Annotated in this window: 14 protein-coding genes and 2 tRNA genes; 2 read left to right on the plus strand and 14 right to left on the minus strand. The window is 51.8% G+C overall.

Annotation, left to right across the window (positions count from 1 at the left end):
* Positions 1-25 precede the first annotated feature (25 nt).
* Positions 26-2,041: a hypothetical protein gene (locus SE18_RS11710; protein ID WP_054534646.1), complete on the minus strand. Its 2,016-nt coding sequence runs from the start codon at positions 2,039-2,041 to the stop codon at positions 26-28.
* Positions 2,042-2,881: 840 nt separating this feature from the next.
* Between SE18_RS11710 and SE18_RS11715 the strand changes: the two genes are divergently transcribed.
* On the plus strand, positions 2,882-4,498 hold the full coding sequence (locus tag SE18_RS11715; RefSeq protein WP_054534647.1) for a peptidoglycan DD-metalloendopeptidase family protein: 1,617 nt from the start codon (positions 2,882-2,884) through the stop codon (positions 4,496-4,498).
* 127 nt (positions 4,499-4,625) lie between these two features.
* Here SE18_RS11715 and SE18_RS11720 read toward each other — a convergent pair whose 3' ends face one another.
* From SE18_RS11720 to SE18_RS11780, 13 genes are all read right to left on the minus strand, one after another.
* On the minus strand, positions 4,626-5,741 hold the full coding sequence (locus tag SE18_RS11720; RefSeq protein WP_054534648.1) for a metal ABC transporter permease: 1,116 nt from the start codon (positions 5,739-5,741) through the stop codon (positions 4,626-4,628).
* A gap of 3 nt (positions 5,742-5,744) precedes the next feature.
* Positions 5,745-6,665: a metal ABC transporter permease gene (locus SE18_RS11725; protein WP_054534649.1), complete on the minus strand. Its 921-nt coding sequence runs from the start codon at positions 6,663-6,665 to the stop codon at positions 5,745-5,747.
* Entirely contained in the window at positions 6,662-7,408 is a 747-nt protein-coding gene (locus tag SE18_RS11730) for a metal ABC transporter ATP-binding protein (RefSeq protein WP_054534650.1), read from the minus strand. Before SE18_RS11730 ends, SE18_RS11725 begins: the two co-directional genes overlap by 4 nt.
* 126 nt (positions 7,409-7,534) lie before the next feature.
* Positions 7,535-8,452 carry a metal ABC transporter solute-binding protein, Zn/Mn family gene (locus tag SE18_RS11735; RefSeq protein WP_054534651.1) on the minus strand — a complete coding sequence of 306 codons (918 nt, stop codon included), beginning with the start codon at positions 8,450-8,452 and terminating at the stop codon, positions 7,535-7,537.
* A gap of 71 nt (positions 8,453-8,523) precedes the next feature.
* Entirely contained in the window at positions 8,524-9,195 is a 672-nt protein-coding gene (locus tag SE18_RS11740) for a metal-dependent transcriptional regulator (protein WP_054534652.1), read from the minus strand.
* A gap of 381 nt (positions 9,196-9,576) precedes the next feature.
* The gene (locus SE18_RS11745; protein WP_054534653.1) at positions 9,577-10,242 is read right to left on the minus strand and encodes a hypothetical protein; all 666 of its coding nucleotides are present in this window, start codon (positions 10,240-10,242) and stop codon (positions 9,577-9,579) included.
* A 27-nt stretch (positions 10,243-10,269) separates the two neighbouring features.
* A complete protein-coding gene (locus SE18_RS11750) occupies positions 10,270-11,028 on the minus strand; it encodes a DUF4013 domain-containing protein (RefSeq protein WP_054534654.1) in 759 nt (252 codons plus the stop codon).
* A gap of 13 nt (positions 11,029-11,041) precedes the next feature.
* A complete protein-coding gene (locus SE18_RS11755) occupies positions 11,042-12,220 on the minus strand; it encodes a competence/damage-inducible protein A (protein WP_054534655.1) in 1,179 nt (392 codons plus the stop codon).
* An 11-nt stretch (positions 12,221-12,231) separates the two neighbouring features.
* Positions 12,232-12,453, minus strand: coding sequence for a hypothetical protein (locus SE18_RS11760; protein WP_054534656.1), 222 nt, complete (start codon positions 12,451-12,453; stop codon positions 12,232-12,234).
* A gap of 95 nt (positions 12,454-12,548) precedes the next feature.
* Positions 12,549-12,624: transfer RNA gene (locus tag SE18_RS11765), tRNA-Gly, on the minus strand.
* A gap of 22 nt (positions 12,625-12,646) precedes the next feature.
* Positions 12,647-12,730: transfer RNA gene (locus SE18_RS11770), tRNA-Leu, on the minus strand.
* A 242-nt stretch (positions 12,731-12,972) separates the two neighbouring features.
* Positions 12,973-14,949, minus strand: coding sequence for a glycosyltransferase family 39 protein (locus SE18_RS11775; protein ID WP_054534657.1), 1,977 nt, complete (start codon positions 14,947-14,949; stop codon positions 12,973-12,975).
* Positions 14,950-15,063: 114 nt separating this feature from the next.
* Positions 15,064-15,405, minus strand: coding sequence for an STAS domain-containing protein (locus tag SE18_RS11780; protein WP_054534658.1), 342 nt, complete (start codon positions 15,403-15,405; stop codon positions 15,064-15,066).
* Between the two features lie 197 nt (positions 15,406-15,602).
* On the opposite strand from SE18_RS11780, the gene SE18_RS11785 reads away from it, so the two are divergent.
* Positions 15,603-16,100 (plus strand): hypothetical protein, encoded by a 498-nt coding sequence (locus tag SE18_RS11785; protein WP_054534659.1) that lies wholly within the window; start codon positions 15,603-15,605, stop codon positions 16,098-16,100.
* Positions 16,101-16,535: the final 435 nt, after the last annotated feature.

Here is a 16,535-nt window from a genome sequence, read left to right on the forward strand (position 1 = left end):
TCAATCGCTGAGCAGCTATTGTTTTTTAAGGCTGAATTGTTGCTTCAAAAACGCTAATTGATAAAGTGCGCGGGTCGGCGCCTGGCTGTTGCAAGCTTGGGTTAATGCCTGCTTCGTGGGGTTTGAAACGCAGCGTATAACTTTTTTGGGCTAAATCGATTGGCAACGTAAAGCTTTCGACCGCTGTGCCAACGTTCAGTGTTGCCAAAACTTGATCATCAAGCAAAATATCGACCGCCTGCGGATGATCGAATGCCACCAATTTCAATTGAAGCTGGGCCTGCATCGGGCGAGTGGGATATAAGCCCAAAGTTGCGCCGGCTCCAGCATCTTTAATCCAGCGATGCAAATCGTTCTCGCTGCCCTCAAGCTCATACCAACCAGTGCCCAATTCCATCAAGCTCGTCAATGGCTCGCTGCTTGGTTGCCAATCCAGCCGATAGGCCACGAGCGTTTCGTCGTTGGCAATTTCGCTGGCCTTGGCTCCGGTGAGCGCTTCCACTTGCTCCAACGTCGGCACTTGCTGATTCGGCATATCCGATTTGCGGTAGTACACGAGGTAGCGCAAATTAAAGTAGCTAGTTGCAGCCAGCGGTTGCTGCACAGGAAAAATATCCTGCGCTGGCAAATTAAGTTCTGGTTCTTCTAAGCCACGAACGAGCCGAATATCAAAAATTGGGATGCGTGGCACAGGCCGCGCCAACACGCCATCAATAATTGGGCGCTGATGGATGGTTTGATAATACATGGCAAACCACGCGCTGTTGGTGCGGCGAATCGGCATATCGAGCACACTGCCAGTGATTGGATCGGCGGCAATTTGCTCATATACGGGGTGATGCCTTGGCTGAAGCAATGGTCGCTGGCTTGGCCAACTATCAACCCCAATTAAGAGTAGCAAAACTGCGCTTGCCAGCACATGCCAACGCGCTTGCCAACGCTTCAGCAGCGCATCCACGCCCATGGCCGCCAGCACCGCACAACTTATTAACGTTAAAACGATAAAGCGATCGGGGTAGCGCCCGAATTGGGCAATTGGCAAGAGATTATAAATTTGATACAAGCCATAGCGTGGGCCGAGCGCCAGCCAAAATGCCCCAAGCCCGAGCACAATCCAGCGCAAGCCTTGTTTTTTGGTCAACACCACGCCAATTACGGCCAACGCCAGCCCAACAATGCCTAAATAGGATAATGTTGAGCGTTGGAGAACTGCCAAGGGTGAGATTGCGCGCTTGCTCACTTCCTCAACGCTGCGAATCAAGACCGAATTTTGCGCGGCCTGGCGCAACATTGGAAGCAACATTAATGGCAGAATCACGACTAAAGTTACGCCGCCAATGATCAGTGGCGCACGTAGGCGTTGCCAAGTATGTTTGAGGCTGCGTGGTTGCTGCGCCAGATCAAACCCAAGCCAGACCAATGTCCAGAGCAGCGCATACATCGCCATATACAAGCTTGAAAACAACACCGCGAGCAAAGCCAGAATTGCCCATGCAATTCGCCCGAATGAAGGTTGTTGGCGCACCCGTTCGTAGGCCACGAAATAGAGCGGCAACCACTGCATATTCCACAATTCAAGGTGATTGAGGGTGAGGTGGCCAACATGAAAGGCAGAAAAACTGTAGATCATGCCAGCCAGAAAGGCGCTGCGCGACGAGCATTGCCATTGGCGACAGAGCAAATAGACTGCATAGCCGCTGAGCACAAACGAGCCAAGCGCCAAAAAATTATAAGCTGGAATCACGCCCCATATGGCGATAATCGGCAGCGCAATAATTGCGTTGGTGATGCTCAAGGGGTGAAAATAGAGCGCAGCGCCATTCGGGGTATACAATTGGTCGGTAAAAAAAGGCGATTTGCCAGCAAGCAGGCTGCGATACACATGATCAAGATTCCAGAGCTTTTCCCATAAATCTTGCGCTGCATCGCCAGATCCTGAAGGCACATGGGTTGCAACATGGCCAATCAGCGGATAGGTAGCGATGATTGCAAGCAGGAGATAGCCCAAAAGCACAAACGTATGAATTAAGCGTTGCGACACACTGAATCCTTTTTAACTAATCAAACAGCGCTAGCATACCATAGGCGAGCGACGAGAGAGACGAAACCACGAAGGACACGAAGAGCACGAAGGGGTAGGATTCAGGGATCAGCGCTCAGGGGTCAGGAAATCACGAATGCTTATTTTAGCCACGAATTGCACGAATGAATCTTTTTACCACAGATTGGCACAGATTTATATATCTTCCGATAGCCATCAGCCCATAGCCATATTTCCTCTGCGCCTCTGCTTTAACCAATCGATCCACGAAGAGCACAAAGAGCACGAAGCTATTAATGTGGGGATGAGGAAGCATCGCAACATTCCAACACATAAATATTAGGGGGTGCTGGGGGATGAAAACCCCCGGCGTTTCCCTCCGGCGGAGGGACGGAAGGGTGGCGAAACGATGCTGAGGAATCAGTGCTCAGGGGTCAGGAAATCACGGATGCTTATTTTAGCCACGAATTGCACGAATTGCACGAAGAAAGGGCATGAAAACAAATCATTGGGGATCAGCAAACATAGCAATATTCCAACACATAAATATTAGGGGGTGCTGGGGGATGAAAATCCCCGGCGTTTCCCTCCGGCGGAGGAACGGAAGGGTGGCGAAAAAAGCCATGCTTGTTAAATACTACAAATGTCGATTAAAGACATAACAAAGGGCTAAAACTAAACTCCGTGGCCAGCAAGCAGCATAAAAATTGACAAAGTATTAAGCTTAGGCTATGCTTGCCATAACTGCGTGGACTTGGCAGCGCACATTCATGTTGTAATGCATGCCGATAGCCGTGATTGCTATCAGCAACCAAGTACCATTCGAGGAGTCTTCTTTCCATGACAGAGAAGCGAACTCCGCGGCGACGTGTTCAACGGGCCCAAACGCAAAACAACGCCGAAGTTATTTTGCTACCAGCTCCTAACCACACCACTACCGCATTTCGCCAAAAATCTGATACAGGCCGGATTGAGTCGCTCAATCAAGGTGGCCGCTCAGCCCAACGACGACGCAAGCAAGAACAACGCGCAGCTTCGATCGCGCGATCTTCGCTAGCTCAAATCGCTGGCACATCAACACGTGCTCCACTAGCAATTTCCGAACCAAAACCAGCACGGCGTTCGCTCAAGCTTGCCGCCCAATCGGTGCGTCAACGCTTACAAATTCAACGTCGTTTAGTCGCCCATAGCGTCATTCTTTTGGCTGCTTGTGTGGTGGCTTGGGGCCGAGGCTTTCCGCTCAATCCGGCTGCCAATTCGACCGATCACGCAATTCCCGAAGTTTTAGCCGCCGCTCAGTTGGTCGATGAAGTTGAAGCAGGTAATTTTCAACGCGTCGTCATCCCCATTTCTGCAACCCAGCCCCAAAGTGTTGGCGGTGGCGAGCATGAAGTGGTGGTCGATGTTGGCCCTGCCTTAATCAAACCAGCGCCAGAGCGTGGCCCTGCCTTTGTGGCAACCCACTTGGTTGCCAACGAAGAAACTATCGCCGATATTGCTAGCAAATATACAATCACCCCCGAATCACTCATTGCGGCCAATAATTTGACTGGCCCAGTTGCGATTGGCGAAACCTTGCGGATTCCGCGAGTTTCGGGAGTACCCCACACCGTCAGCGAAGGCGAAACGATTACCGATATTGCCGAACGCTATAGTGTTGGCGCTGATGTGATTATGACCTTCCCACCCAATGGCTTAGATCAAGGCCAAGCCTTGGTTGCTGGCCGCGAGATTTTCGTGCCAGGCGCATCACTAGCGGGCGTCCAAAATGTCTCAGTCCGCGGCGCAATCGATTCAATCAACCAAAAATCGCAAGCAGCAGCAATCGTGTTAGCCGACCGCACCAACTTGCGCGAAGGCCCAGGCACTGCCTATGAGAAAATCGTCAAGGTCAATGCTGGCGAGCGTTTACAGCTGATCGCTAAGCACGAAGAATGGGTCAAAATTCTGCAAACTGATGGCAATGTGGCTTGGGTTGCCCGCGAAGTCGTGAGCATTCCGGCTGAAGTTTGGTCGGTTTTGGAAGAAACCGATAATTTCCCACCGCCACCACCGCCGCCACCAGTCTGGGTTTGGCCAAGCTATGGCGACCTAACTTCGGGCTTTGGTTATCGCAACTTTAGCGTTGGGCGCTTCCACAACGGCATCGATATTGCCAACCGCAAAGGCACGCCAATTTCGGCTGCTCGCCGTGGTACAGTTATCGAAGCTGGCTGGTGTAGCGGCTATGGCTATTGTGTCAAAATTAGCCACGGCTCAGGGATGGTCACTGAATACGGCCATATGATGTCGAATCCTGTGGTTTCCGAAGGTCAAGAAGTCGAGGCCGGACAGTTGATTGGCTATATGGGCAGCACCTATGATCGGGCTGGCGGCGGCTATTCAACTGGTGTCCACTTGCACTTCACGATCAAAATCGATGGTACGGCAGTCAATCCGCTGAAATATCTGCCATAAACCAACTGTGGTTTGAAGCAGCGCTAGGGCAAATAGCTCTAGCGCTGCTTTTTTTGTCGAAATAAAAGCCTACTCAATGACGAGTAGGCTTTCCTAGGTATGAATCGTGGCTAGCGGAAGGGCAGTGCTAGCCACGACCTAGTTGCAAAACTTGCTGGCTGCGTTCGCGCCCGCTGGTCGTCAACTCAAGTTGTTGGCCTTGGCAACGCACCAAACTCCGCCGCTGTGCCAAATCAAGCACGCGCTGAGCAAACTTATTGTTCCATTGTAATTCGCTTTGCAAATGGCTAATGGTGCTTTCGTTGGCCGCTTCGGGGCTACCTTCGTGCTGCAACAAATGCACCAGCAGCGTATCGGCGGCAAACTGAATCCGTTGGCGGGCCAAACGTTGAGCACGAGCAACCAAGCCTTGTTTGGGGCTGAACAACAAGGCCAAGCCAAATTCTACCCCTGTGATGGTGGCAATTGCGCCTGCAACCGAGCCATTGAGCATAAAGGCCAAGCCAAAACCAAGCACAGCTGCGATTGCTCCAGCCCCAATCGCCAAGCCAATCATCCATGGCAAGCGATCAGTCAACAAATAGGCTGTGGCCGCAGGCACAATCATCAAGGCCACCACCAAAATCGCCCCAACTGCGGTAAACGCGCCAACTGTGGTAATCGAAACCACGGCCATCAAGCCATAGTGAATCAGGATTGGCGAAAAGCCAAGCGTCGCCGCCAAGCCAGCATCAAAGGTCGCCAGCTTCAATTCTTTATAAAACAGTGTGATAAAGATGAAGTTGATCAGACATAAGCCACCCATAATCCACAACGATTGCGGCCCCAAATCGGTCTCGCCAAGATACCAATGATCAAAGCCCACAAATTCGATGTTGCCATACAGCACTGCATCTGCATCAAGGTGCACATCGGCATAATATTTCGAAACAAGGAAGGTTCCCAAGGCAAACATGGCTGGAAACACAATCCCAATTGCCGATTCGCCGCCGACCCGTTGGGTATTTTTGAGCAGCTCAACTAAGCCCACGGTGATCAATCCGGCTAGTGCTGCCCCAAAAAATCCTGCCAATAAGCTTGGCCCTTGGGCGATGAAATAGCCCGCCACCAAGCCTGGCAAAATCGCATGGCTAATTGCATCGGCCAACATTGCCATGCGCCGCAGAATCAGGAAACAGCCAAGCGAGGCACAGGCAGCAGCGACCAAGATGCCGGTCAGAATAATTGCAAACGTGCTACTCATGGCTTATTCTCCTTTGACTGGCTGGGCTTCGCGATTGCGCGGCTCTTGGTCGAGGGCATGGCTTTGACGCAGTTTGGCCCAAACCAAGCCCCGAGCTGGCGCAAACAACAATGAAATTGTCACAATTGTGGTTAAGCTGAGAATGATCATCGGCCCAGTTGGTACGTGCTGTTGCCCAAGGCTTAGCATGGTTCCTGCAATCCCTGCTGCTGCGCCAAATACGCCCGAAAGCAGCAACATCACGCTTAATCGATGAGTCCATTGGCGGGCTGCAACCGCTGGCCCAACCAACATCGCCGCCATTAACACCACGCCGACGGTTTGCAAGCCAATCACAATCGCCACCACAATCAGGCTGGTGAGCAAAATGCCCAACCGATTTGGCGCAAAGCCAAGGCTAGCAGCAAACGCCGGATCAAACGCCAACAACTTAAATTCTTTATACAGCAACACCAAACAGCCTAAGGCTAGGCCACCCAAAATGCTCATCGTTAGCACATCGGTTGCAACCAAGGTTGCCGCTTGGCCAAACAAAAAGCGATCAAGCCCTGCTTGGTTGGCATCGTTGCGCTTGGCAATATAGGTCAGCAGCAAAATCCCTACGCCAAAAAAGACGCTCAGCACAATCCCCAAGGCGCTATCTTCGCTAATTCTGGTGTCGCGCACAATTCGATTGATCGTCAGCGTGCCGACCCAACCAGCAATGCCCGCCCCCAACAAAAGCACAATCGGCGCTTTGGAGCCAGTCAACAAATAAGCGATGGCAATGCCAGGCAGCGCCGCGTGCGAAAGCGCATCGCCCAGCAGGCCTTGGCGCCGTAGCACCGCAAAACAGCCCAAAATGCCGCTGACAATTCCCAGCACCATCGCGCCCAAAGCCACGTTGCGCAAGGTGTAATCGCTGAAGAGATCGAATAAATTCATGCAGCACCTCGAATCAAGTTTTGGGTTCGCCCGCCATAGGTTTGGCTGATATTCTCTGGTGTCCAAGTGGTTTTCATTGGGCCTGCGGCGATCATGCGCACATTCAGCAAGGCCACCCAATCAAAATATTCTGGCGCTGAATCAAGGTCGTGGTGCACACAGATTACGGTTTTGCCATCGGAGCGTAGTTGTTGCAATAGGCTGATGATGGCGCGTTCGGTAACTGCATCAACGCCTACAAATGGCTCATCCATTAGATACAACTGGGCACGTTGGGCCAAAGCCCTTGCCAAAAAGACCCGTTGTTGCTGGCCGCCGCTGAGTTGGCTGATTTGGCGTTGGGCAAAATCCGCCATGGCGACTTGCTCCAAACAATGCAAGGCCCATTCGCGGTCGGCCTTGCTCGGACGCTTGATCCAGCCAAGTTGGCCATAGGTTCCCATCAACACCACATCCAAGGCATTGGTTGGAAAATCCCAATCGACGCTTGAGCGTTGCGGCACATAGCCAACCATTTGGCGGGCTTTGGCATAGGGCTGGCCAAACATCTGGACGGTGCCAGCAGCAATTGGCATCAAGCCAAGCGTCGCTTTAATCAGGGTCGATTTACCAGCACCGTTTGGCCCGACAATCGCCGCCAACACGCCACTTGGCACACTCAAATCAATATCCCACAACACTGGTTTATCTTGATACGCCACAGTCAGGTCGTGAATTGCCAGCGGTTTTGCATCTGTGTTCATATGGTTTGGCTCCTTGAAACACTGGGGATCGGGGTTTGGGGGCTGGGGATTGGTAGATTTTTTGGTATAAACACTATTTTCAGCTATGTTCCCGATCCCCGATCCCCAACAACCGATCCCCAATTATTACTTCAACGCATTAACAATGGTTGTGACGTTATGGCGCACCATGCCAATATAAGTGCCTTCTTTTGTATCAGCATTACCCATGGCATCGGAGAATAATTGACCACCGATTGCCACATTCCAGCCGCGCGATTGCACAGCTTTTTGCACTGCATTAATCGTGGTTTGTGGCACACTGGATTCAACAAAGATGGCTTTGATTTGGCGGGTTTTAATAAATTCGGCTAGCCCTTGAACATCGCCTGCGCCTGCTTCGCTGGCGGTGCTCAAGCCTTGCAAGCCCCGCACTTCAAAGCCATAGGCCGAGCCAAAGTAGCCAAAAGCATCGTGGGCGGTAATCAGCACGCGGCTTGAAGCTGGTACAGTGGCGATCAAATCGCGAATCTCTTGATCAAGCGCGGTTAGTTCTTGGGCATAGGCAGTGGCGTTGCGCTCATAATCAGCGGCATGAGCTGGATCATAGCTTGCCAAAGTTTCAGCAATCACATCAATCGTATCGCGCCACAACAGCACATCAAACCAAATATGCGGATCGTAGGAATCGTTGCCCGTTAAGTGCAAACGACGTGGATCGAGTTTGCTGGTGACAGCGATGGTGGGCTTTTGGCGATTGAGCTTTTCGAGCATATCGGTCATGCGGCCTTCAAGCTCCAAGCCACCATAAAACACCAGCTCTGCATCATCGAGAATCCGTACATCGCCAACGCTTGGCTTGTAGAGATGCGGGTCGACGCCAGGCCCCATCAGGCCCAGAACCTCAATATGTTCGCCGCCAACATGTTTAATCACATCGGCGATCATGCCAACCGTTGCCGCCACTTTGATCGGCGGCTTTGACGTGGTTTGTTGGGCAAAACTGCTCGGGCCGCAACTTACCAGCAACAGAACAAAGAGCACCAAAAGCTGTTTTCGTCGCATACAACTACCTCATTTTAATAAGACAACAAACTATTTAGGCATGCCTAAAAGCTTTGATTAAAAAAAGAGCGCTACATTGAACGCTCTATTTGAACTTGAATTCTGGTTGCTAAGCGCGAGTCGAGCACCTGTTGGGTTTGCTGCTCGCCAACGTTCAAGGTTAAGGGGCCGTCAAACGGGGCGCGAGCAACAATCATCACAATGCTGTTTGGCGTTAAGCCAAGGTCTGCTAGATAGCGCAAGCGCGCTGCATCGCGATCTTCAACTTCGACGATGCGGGCAATTTGGTTAAGCTCCAATAAGGTTAATGAGCAAGAATCGCGCTGCGGAATGCTGCCATCGCGGGCGGGAATTGGCGAACCATGCGGGTCAAATTGGGGATGACCCAAATATTCGGCAATGCGTTCTTCGAGTGCTTCCGAAAGCACATGCTCCAATACCTCAGCCTCATCGTGCACTTCATCCCACGACATCCCAAGCGCTTGGACCAAATAGAGTTCAAGCAAGCGATGATGGCGAATCATCTCAAGCGCAATTTTCTCGCCAATCTCGGTGAGCCGCACGCCAGAGCGCGCTTGATAATCAACCAATTCCAAACTTTCGAGCTTTTTGAGCATCTCAGTGATGGTAGGCGCACTAAAGCCAAAATAACTAGCCAGCCGACCGTTGGAGACAGGCGCTTCCTCTTGTTGAAGGGTATAAATTGCTTTAACATAATCTTGCACGCCTGCCGTAATTCGCATAAATTCACTAATCCTTTCATTTAGGTACTACCTAAGTATAAAGTTGATTGTGGTTAAATGTCAAGCAGGGAAACCGCGAAGAACACGAAGAGCGCGAAGGTTAAGTTTTGAGCCACGAATTGCACGAATAGGTTTTTTAGCCACAGATTTTTAGGCTTTTGGCTTTTGGCTTTTGCATTCATCCCTCATCCCTCATACTTGCGCCCTCTGCGCCGCTGCGTTGAGTTTTCGCCACGAATTGCACGAATAGGTTTTTTAGCCACAGATTCCACAGATTGATTAGATTATGTTTCTCATAGCCCATAGCCTGATCCCCAGCCCCCAACAACCGATCCCCATCTATGTTCTATGTTCTTCATCCTTCATCCCTCATCCTTCTATTTACGGAAACCCACTGCCCATAGTCAGCAAGCTGCCGATTAAAATGAACAGCAAGGCCAGAATATAGCCAAGCAAGGCTAGATTAAAGGCCACGCCACGCCCAACGTGATACCAGTGATGGCATTGCTGGGCCTTGGCTGCGCGTTTTGTCCATTGGCGAATCTCGGGAATTAAGCGCATGGCTTGATCAAAAAGCTGCTTGACGGCCAGCTCTGGAGCAGCCACATCAACCTCAACCAGCGCTAAGCGATGTTCTTCGACATATTCGCCTGGAGCCAACCACTCACCAGTTTTGGCATCGCCAACAAAGCGATTGCGATAGCGCACCGCCTTGCAAACGAGCCGAAACTCCAGCGTAGTGCCATGAATCGTCAGCACAAACGTCCCGATTAATGGTTGTAGCTGAAAAACTTTGCTGGTCAGGTGGTCGCGCACGACGATTGGCACAATCACCGAATAGCGATCGGCCTGAATTTTCGCATGGGGAATTTCAGTGCAATGCTCAAGCTGAGTAGCTCCCAGCGCTTGCATGAATTGGGGTAAATGCAGCTCAATCAGTGGACGCACAAGGCGAGCGGTGGCGCGGCTTTGCAAATCGCTTTCGGTTTGGCGAATCCGTTCGATCTGCTGCTCTAAGCGCCAGCGTAAAATCCGTGCTCGTTCCATAACAACCACCTAGGTGATGGAAGTTTGCTAGCTGATAGCCCGTTTACGTTCAGCTAAACGCTGCTCGATCTCTCGATCTGCCACAATTTGGTCGGCCTCAAAATAGACTTGGGCCACAACCAGCCAGGCCCAAAATAAACAGCTCATCAACAGCCACAAGGCTGCCAACAGCCACCAAACTGCCACTGCCGGAATATGAGTAAGTTGCCAGAACCACCACCCAGCTCCTAGCGCTGGCAGATAAATTGGCAAAGTAACCAATCGGGCTTGGAGGTAAACCCAACGTCCATTATTGCCAAGTGCGCGGCGAAGGCTTGCCCGACCAAGGGCTTTTTCCACTGCGCCGTCGCGGGCAAACAAGAGCTTGCTGACAGGCGAAAAACTGCCTAAGAAGCTTACACCAAACAGCGTGCCAAGAATGATGAAGGTGAGGCTGGTGGCAATCGTATTATTATCGCCAACGATAAATGGCACAATCGCACAAAACAAAAACACGGCAGCAACCAGTTGCGGAAACACGAAATAGACAAAATCCATCACAGTTGCCAACAAACCCATTACCGCTTTATCGCCAAACTGGCGCCACGCAGGCAGCGGCAGCCGATAGCCCCGCGAACTATTATCGAGGTGCTCAATGACCAACCCTTGTGGCCAAATAACCCCAATGATGGTTGAGCCAAACAAACCCCCAAGCGCAACCTTGGGCAACCATAGGCGGTCGCTCCAAACAGTGCGCAGGGCGGTTTGTAAGGCTCGCAAGGGCTGAAATTGTTCTTCGGCTGCCACTGGCCCTCCTTCGCTAGGCTTCCAAGCTACGACGAATCAGATCAAGCGCCGCAGTGGTGATAAAGCCTAAGGCATCATCGCTTTTCAACTCAACCCGTCGGGTAAAGCTGCGTTGCAAATCTTTGCCCACCAACACAATGCACACATCGGTAAAGCCATCGGCTCCAATTTGGGCTGGCACTGCTGCAATGCCATAGCTGGCCTGCCAATTGTTGCGCACGGTGTTGGCCCCAGCAATTGCCAAAGATTCTGCTGCTTCGCGATCAACTGCTTGATCAAGCGGGTGGATGGTTACGCCGCGCAAGGCTTGGGCTAAATCGGGCTTGGCCGAACGCAGCCCATTGTAGATTGGTGCGCCGCGCAAGCCTTCGTAAATTGCCAAAGTAGCTGAATGTTGCTGCAAACGGCGCAATACATGCGCTGCCAAGCCATCGCGATCCATCAAAAAGCGCTCAAGGCGGCGTGAAACTTCGGCAGCGCAGGATTCAATATCGGCCTCAACTTGGGCCGGATCTTCGCCGTGGGCCGAAATGCGCACCTCGTATTGGGCGGCTTTGGCCGAAATGCCAACCGTTGGATAGGCAGCTTGCATCAGATCGGCGATAAGCTCGCCAGCTTCAGCCTCGCTTGTGCCACTCAGCCAGATCGAACGCACCAACAAGATCGATTTTAGGCCACGTTCGTTGCGCAAGAAGGGCAATAATTCAGTTTCAACTAGAAACTTCATCTCGCTGGGTACACCAGGAAAGACCATCAACGCGCGTGCGCCTTCATCGATGATAAATGATGGCGCTGTGCCACGAGCATTGGGCACAGGCCGCGCGCCCATCGGCACAAAGGCTTGTTGGCGATTGCTCTCGCTCATTGTGCGGCCAAACGAACGAAAGCGCGCTTCGATGCCATCAAACAGCTCTTGGTGAAACTCCAAGGGGCGTTTGGTAGCTTGGGCAACGGCCTCACGGGTCAGATCGTCGGCGGTTGGGCCAAGCCCACCAGTGCACAACACCAACGGGCTCCGTTGCCATGCAGCAGCGATAACCTCGGTGATTGCGCCAATATCGTCTGCAACCAAGGTAACGCGTTGGACTTCAACGCCCACCGTGGCGAGCGTTCGCGCCAACCATGCGCTATTGGTATCGACGGTTGTGCCGAGGGTCAATTCGGTGCCAATGGCAATTAATTCAGCTTGCATTGTGCTACTCGCTAGGCAATTGTCGTTTGATCAGGGGCTGGCACACGTTCGTGGAACTCAGTCCACAGCTCTTTTTCCCGTTGAACCACAGCTGCTTTGGCCGAGGCGATGGCACTTTTGACATTAACTTGCAGCGAACCCAACGCGCCTTCTTCTTCATCGCGGTTGGCCAGCACATATGAGGCTGCCAAGCCAGCACCAACGCCGACAATTAGGCCGAAAACGAATTTCATGAGCGGTTTCCTCACACTAGGCAGAGCAAATTCTGGGGTTATTATACGGTGGAATGAGGCTTAAAACAATGCAGCGCCCGAAGGCGCTGACTGTGTGGAGCGGGAAACGAGACTCGAACTCGCGACCTTCTCCTTGGCAAGGAGATGCTCTACCAACTGAGCTATTCCCGCGATTTAGTTGTGAGGATGTGGTTGGTGGGGACGGAGAGACTCGAACTCTCACGTCTAGGACACTTGCTCCTAAGGCAAGCGCGTCTGCCAATTCCGCCACGTCCCCGTAGCGAGGGAGAGTATAGCATAGCTGTTGAGAAATTGCAAATGCGAGGATTTCATGAGCATAAGACTTATTTATTTCGACCATAATCAGCAACTTTCCTGATCACCACCCTTCCGTCCCGCCTCAAGGCGGGAGACGCAGGGAGTTTTCATCCCCCTGCACCCCCTAAAATTTATTTAGCGGATCTCCATTGTGCTTCTGTTTCAAGCAGTAATGATGACCCTAAACCCCTATCAACTAACTTACTCAATCTCAACGGTGCCTAATTCGATGTAATTGGCTCCATGCTGGGCAGTGCTGGCAGTTACGGGCAAGCGCTGAGCATCAATCTCAGTAATCGTCGGATCATACCAGCCAAGCACCACGAGATAGCGGCCTTTGGCGATGGTTTTGGGCAAGGGTACTGCCACTTGATCATGAATTGCTTGGTTGGCCTGCCAGCGACTAGTGGGCAGCCCGCCATTCAAAGGCATGGTATCGACTTGGGCGGCAACGGGTGCGCCTAAGGCTGGGACCAAATGAATGAACAAGCGATAATCGTTGGCTAAAGTGCTGTTGGTACGCCACGCCAATTGCACTGGCAATGTGCCGCCCGCCTGATAGCCAGCAGGCCACGCCTGAAATTGATAGCCTTCGAGTTGCAGGCTGTTATTCCAGGTAGCTGTGGCCGAAGCGGGAATTGGCCAGGTGCCAACTAAGGCCAAATTCTCTACCTGCATTGGGCGAGGAAAGCTTTGACACAAAATCCGTAGCGCATTAAATTCCCAATACGGCAGATCGGTACAGCGCCATTTGTCGTTTAAATCAGCAGTCAGAAAATTAATGCCAACCTTGCCCATATCATCTTGGGGATATTGCGGGTTGGGCGGATCAATCGCTTTGGCATTTTCTGGCGCAATTAGCAGCCAACCACGGCGTTTGCCAGCCAACAGCGCCGCATAATCATTATCAAACTCGCCTTGATCATAGCCAATTGCCCCGATGCGGCCAAAGCCGCGGGCCGCAGGCAAGGCATCGGGCGTGACGCGGCTTGCATAATAATTATACAAGGTGGCAATATACGGCGGCTGCACGATAATCACATCATCAGGGGCAACATGTTCGGCCAAGCTTTGCAGCGCCCCGCGATAATCTTCCTTGACAGCGTTGCCGCTCCAAATGCCATATGGCTGTTGAAACACCAACCATGCGCTTAACCCTGTAATCATCACGATACTGCCCGTACTTAGCCAGCGTTGTTGGGCGATTCCGGCCAAACCAAGCGCTAACGTCAAGCAAAATAACGGCAGGCTAAAACTAAGGTAACGCGGCTCGTAGAGCGGCGAGCCTGCCCCAAGCACTGCCAAAAACAACAGCACTGGCAAGAGCCACAAGCTTAAGATGATGTTTCGCCGTGGATGGCGCCATGTCAGCCATAAGCCGCTGGCGAGTGCCAAGCCCACAGGCAACAAGCGCCAAGCCAAATCGCTGCTTGAGCGATCAAAACTGAGGCGACCTAGCAACAGCCATGCTGCTTGTAGCACGTCAATTGTGCGACCAATCGGCGGTGCGTTTGGGTCTTGGCGCAACCCAAAGCGAATGCCAACCACAAAGCCAAGGCTTAGCAAGCCAAAGCCAAGCCAGAACCACTTTTGCCAAGCGGTTTGCCTGAAATGGAGCGCCAAAACCAAGACCTGACCTAAAACTTGCAATAATGCCAAGCGATGCAAACTGAGGCAAAGCACCACGCTTGCCAACCATAGCCAAACATTCCGCTTATTCAGCTGATCAAGCAGATCGAGCAAACGCAAATTCGACCAAAGCACCGCCGCCATCAACATGCTATAGACTTTGGCATCCTGGCTTTGCCACAAGCCAAAGGGATTAATTGCCAGCAACCCAGCTGCAACCCAAGCCACTGTGGGCGTGATCAAACGGGCAGCAAAGTGATAGAGCAACACGACTGCCAACGCTCCGGCAATGGCCGAAGGCGCACGAAGCGCCAATTCACTATCGCCAAAGATGCTCACCCAAGCCTTGATCAGCAAGTGATAGAGCGGGTAACTCTGGCGAGGGCTTAATAGATCGCCGAATAAGCTGGGCCACGAACGACCGGTAGCTTCGCTCCAAGTACCGCCCTCGTCGAGCCACAAACTTTGGCTGCTTAGGCGGAAGAAGCGTAAGCCAAGGGCAACGATCAAAAGGCCAAAACTGATTAATCGGGCTGATTGCTTATGCATAGCGTGCTCTATAATCTTTAACAAATATGAATGGCAGCAGAGCTTTGGGCTTGAACAGCAAAAAGCACCAAGCCAGCGAGCTTAGTGCTTAATTGATTGCTGCGAAGCACGCGGTTAAGCGCTCAGTTGCTCAATGCCGCTTGCTTCGTCATCAGCGATCGTAAACAACGTATCGAAGCGGGTTTTGCGGAAAACCTCAGCAATTTGGACTTGCAAGCCAAACAGCATCAAATTTTGGCCGCGACTTTGCTGATCTTTCAAATTCATCATGAGCATGCGCAAAGCCAAGCTTGCGGCAAAATCAACTTTGCTCACATCGACCAAGACCGGCCCATTGTGATCGGCAATCGCTTTGGCAAATGGTTCTTCAAGCTCACGGACAGCCGCAGCGTCCATGCGTGCAGGCAAGCGCACAATCAAGACCTGGCCATTGGTTTCTTGGATGAGTTCAGCCATACGAAATCTCCCTATAGTTGTCGTTCAAAAGACAGCAGGAAACAAGCGTCATTATACACTGAAGCTGAGGTCAATCACAGAGGATTCTGAGCAAATTGCGTTTTTGGGCTTGTTAAAGGCACATTGACGCTTTTTTGCGCGGGCTTTATAATGCGTAGCGCTTAATGCAACTTCACTTCTTCGCAGGAGGCTGCTCGGTGTACTTTACACAAAACGATCCCCCGATTCTTTTCCCTTCGTGGGTAGCAGGTTTGTTGGTTGTTTGGATTGCGGTTTTAGTGGGTGCCATTTTCTGGCTACGCTCGCTGCCACCAAAAAACCCGTCGCGTTTGGCGTTTCGCAAGCGCACCAGCAACGGCCTGCTAATCATCGCCGGGATTGGGATCGTGCAGTTTCTGGCGCGTTGGCTGAAGATCGACGTAGTTGAGTGGCGCTTGTGGGGCTATGTTTTATTTGTCGCCTTGATTGGTTTCGGGCTGTATTCTTGGCAGTATGCCCGTTCAACCTTGCCAGCTTTGGTTGCCCAAACCGGCAAAGTTAAATCCAATTATGCTAAGAGCCGCGCTGCTGCTGCCAGTAGCAATGTCAAGGCTGGCGCTGATGGTGTTGCAAGCGAACCCGCTGCACCACGCCTCCCCAAGCCCATTGCAACCACTGGTCGTCGTGACGCACGCCGCTCCAAGAAACGCAAATAATTCGCTCGGTTGGCAACAATTAAACACTGGCTCTGCTTTGCAGGCTGGTGTTTTTGTTTTTTTAGATGGTTCAGAGGTTAGTTGTCAGGTGTCGGGGATTAGGGATAAGACTATGGACTATTGGAACAAAATCCTAAAAATCTGTGGCTAAAAAATCTATTCGTGACGAAAAATAAGCGTTCGTGGTTTCTATCCCCTGATCCCTGACAGTTGCACCCTAGCTCCTCGTTCGCCACCCTTCCGTCCCTCCGCCGGAGGGAAACGCCGGGGGTTTTCATCCCCCAGCACCCCCTAATGTTTATTTCGTGGAATGTTAGTACGTTGCCTGTATGCCAAGGTGTGTGTTTCGTATGCTTTGTGTAAGGCAGAAGAAATATGGCTATGGGCTATCAAACAATCAATCTGAGCTAATCTGTGACAATCTGTGGCCAAAAT

The organism is Herpetosiphon geysericola (assembly GCF_001306135.1).
Lineage (GTDB): Bacteria > Chloroflexota > Chloroflexia > Chloroflexales > Herpetosiphonaceae > Herpetosiphon > Herpetosiphon geysericola.

Bases quoted from the DNA above. Each gene is read 5' to 3' on its own strand.
- SE18_RS11715 (WP_054534647.1), top strand. From the start codon at position 2,882: ATGACAGAGAAGCGAACTCCGCGGCGACGTGTTCAACGGGCCCAAACG.
- SE18_RS11745 (WP_054534653.1), bottom strand. From the start codon at position 10,242: ATGGAACGAGCACGGATTTTACGCTGGCGCTTAGAGCAGCAGATCGAA.
- SE18_RS11775 (WP_054534657.1), bottom strand. From the start codon at position 14,949: ATGCATAAGCAATCAGCCCGATTAATCAGTTTTGGCCTTTTGATCGTT.
- SE18_RS11760 (WP_054534656.1), bottom strand. From the start codon at position 12,453: ATGAAATTCGTTTTCGGCCTAATTGTCGGCGTTGGTGCTGGCTTGGCA.
- SE18_RS11780 (WP_054534658.1), bottom strand. From the start codon at position 15,405: ATGGCTGAACTCATCCAAGAAACCAATGGCCAGGTCTTGATTGTGCGC.
- SE18_RS11725 (WP_054534649.1), bottom strand. From the start codon at position 6,665: ATGAATTTATTCGATCTCTTCAGCGATTACACCTTGCGCAACGTGGCT.
- SE18_RS11740 (WP_054534652.1), bottom strand. From the start codon at position 9,195: ATGCGAATTACGGCAGGCGTGCAAGATTATGTTAAAGCAATTTATACC.
- SE18_RS11730 (WP_054534650.1), bottom strand. From the start codon at position 7,408: ATGAACACAGATGCAAAACCGCTGGCAATTCACGACCTGACTGTGGCG.
- SE18_RS11720 (WP_054534648.1), bottom strand. From the start codon at position 5,741: ATGAGTAGCACGTTTGCAATTATTCTGACCGGCATCTTGGTCGCTGCT.
- SE18_RS11735 (WP_054534651.1), bottom strand. From the start codon at position 8,452: ATGCGACGAAAACAGCTTTTGGTGCTCTTTGTTCTGTTGCTGGTAAGT.
- SE18_RS11755 (WP_054534655.1), bottom strand. From the start codon at position 12,220: ATGCAAGCTGAATTAATTGCCATTGGCACCGAATTGACCCTCGGCACA.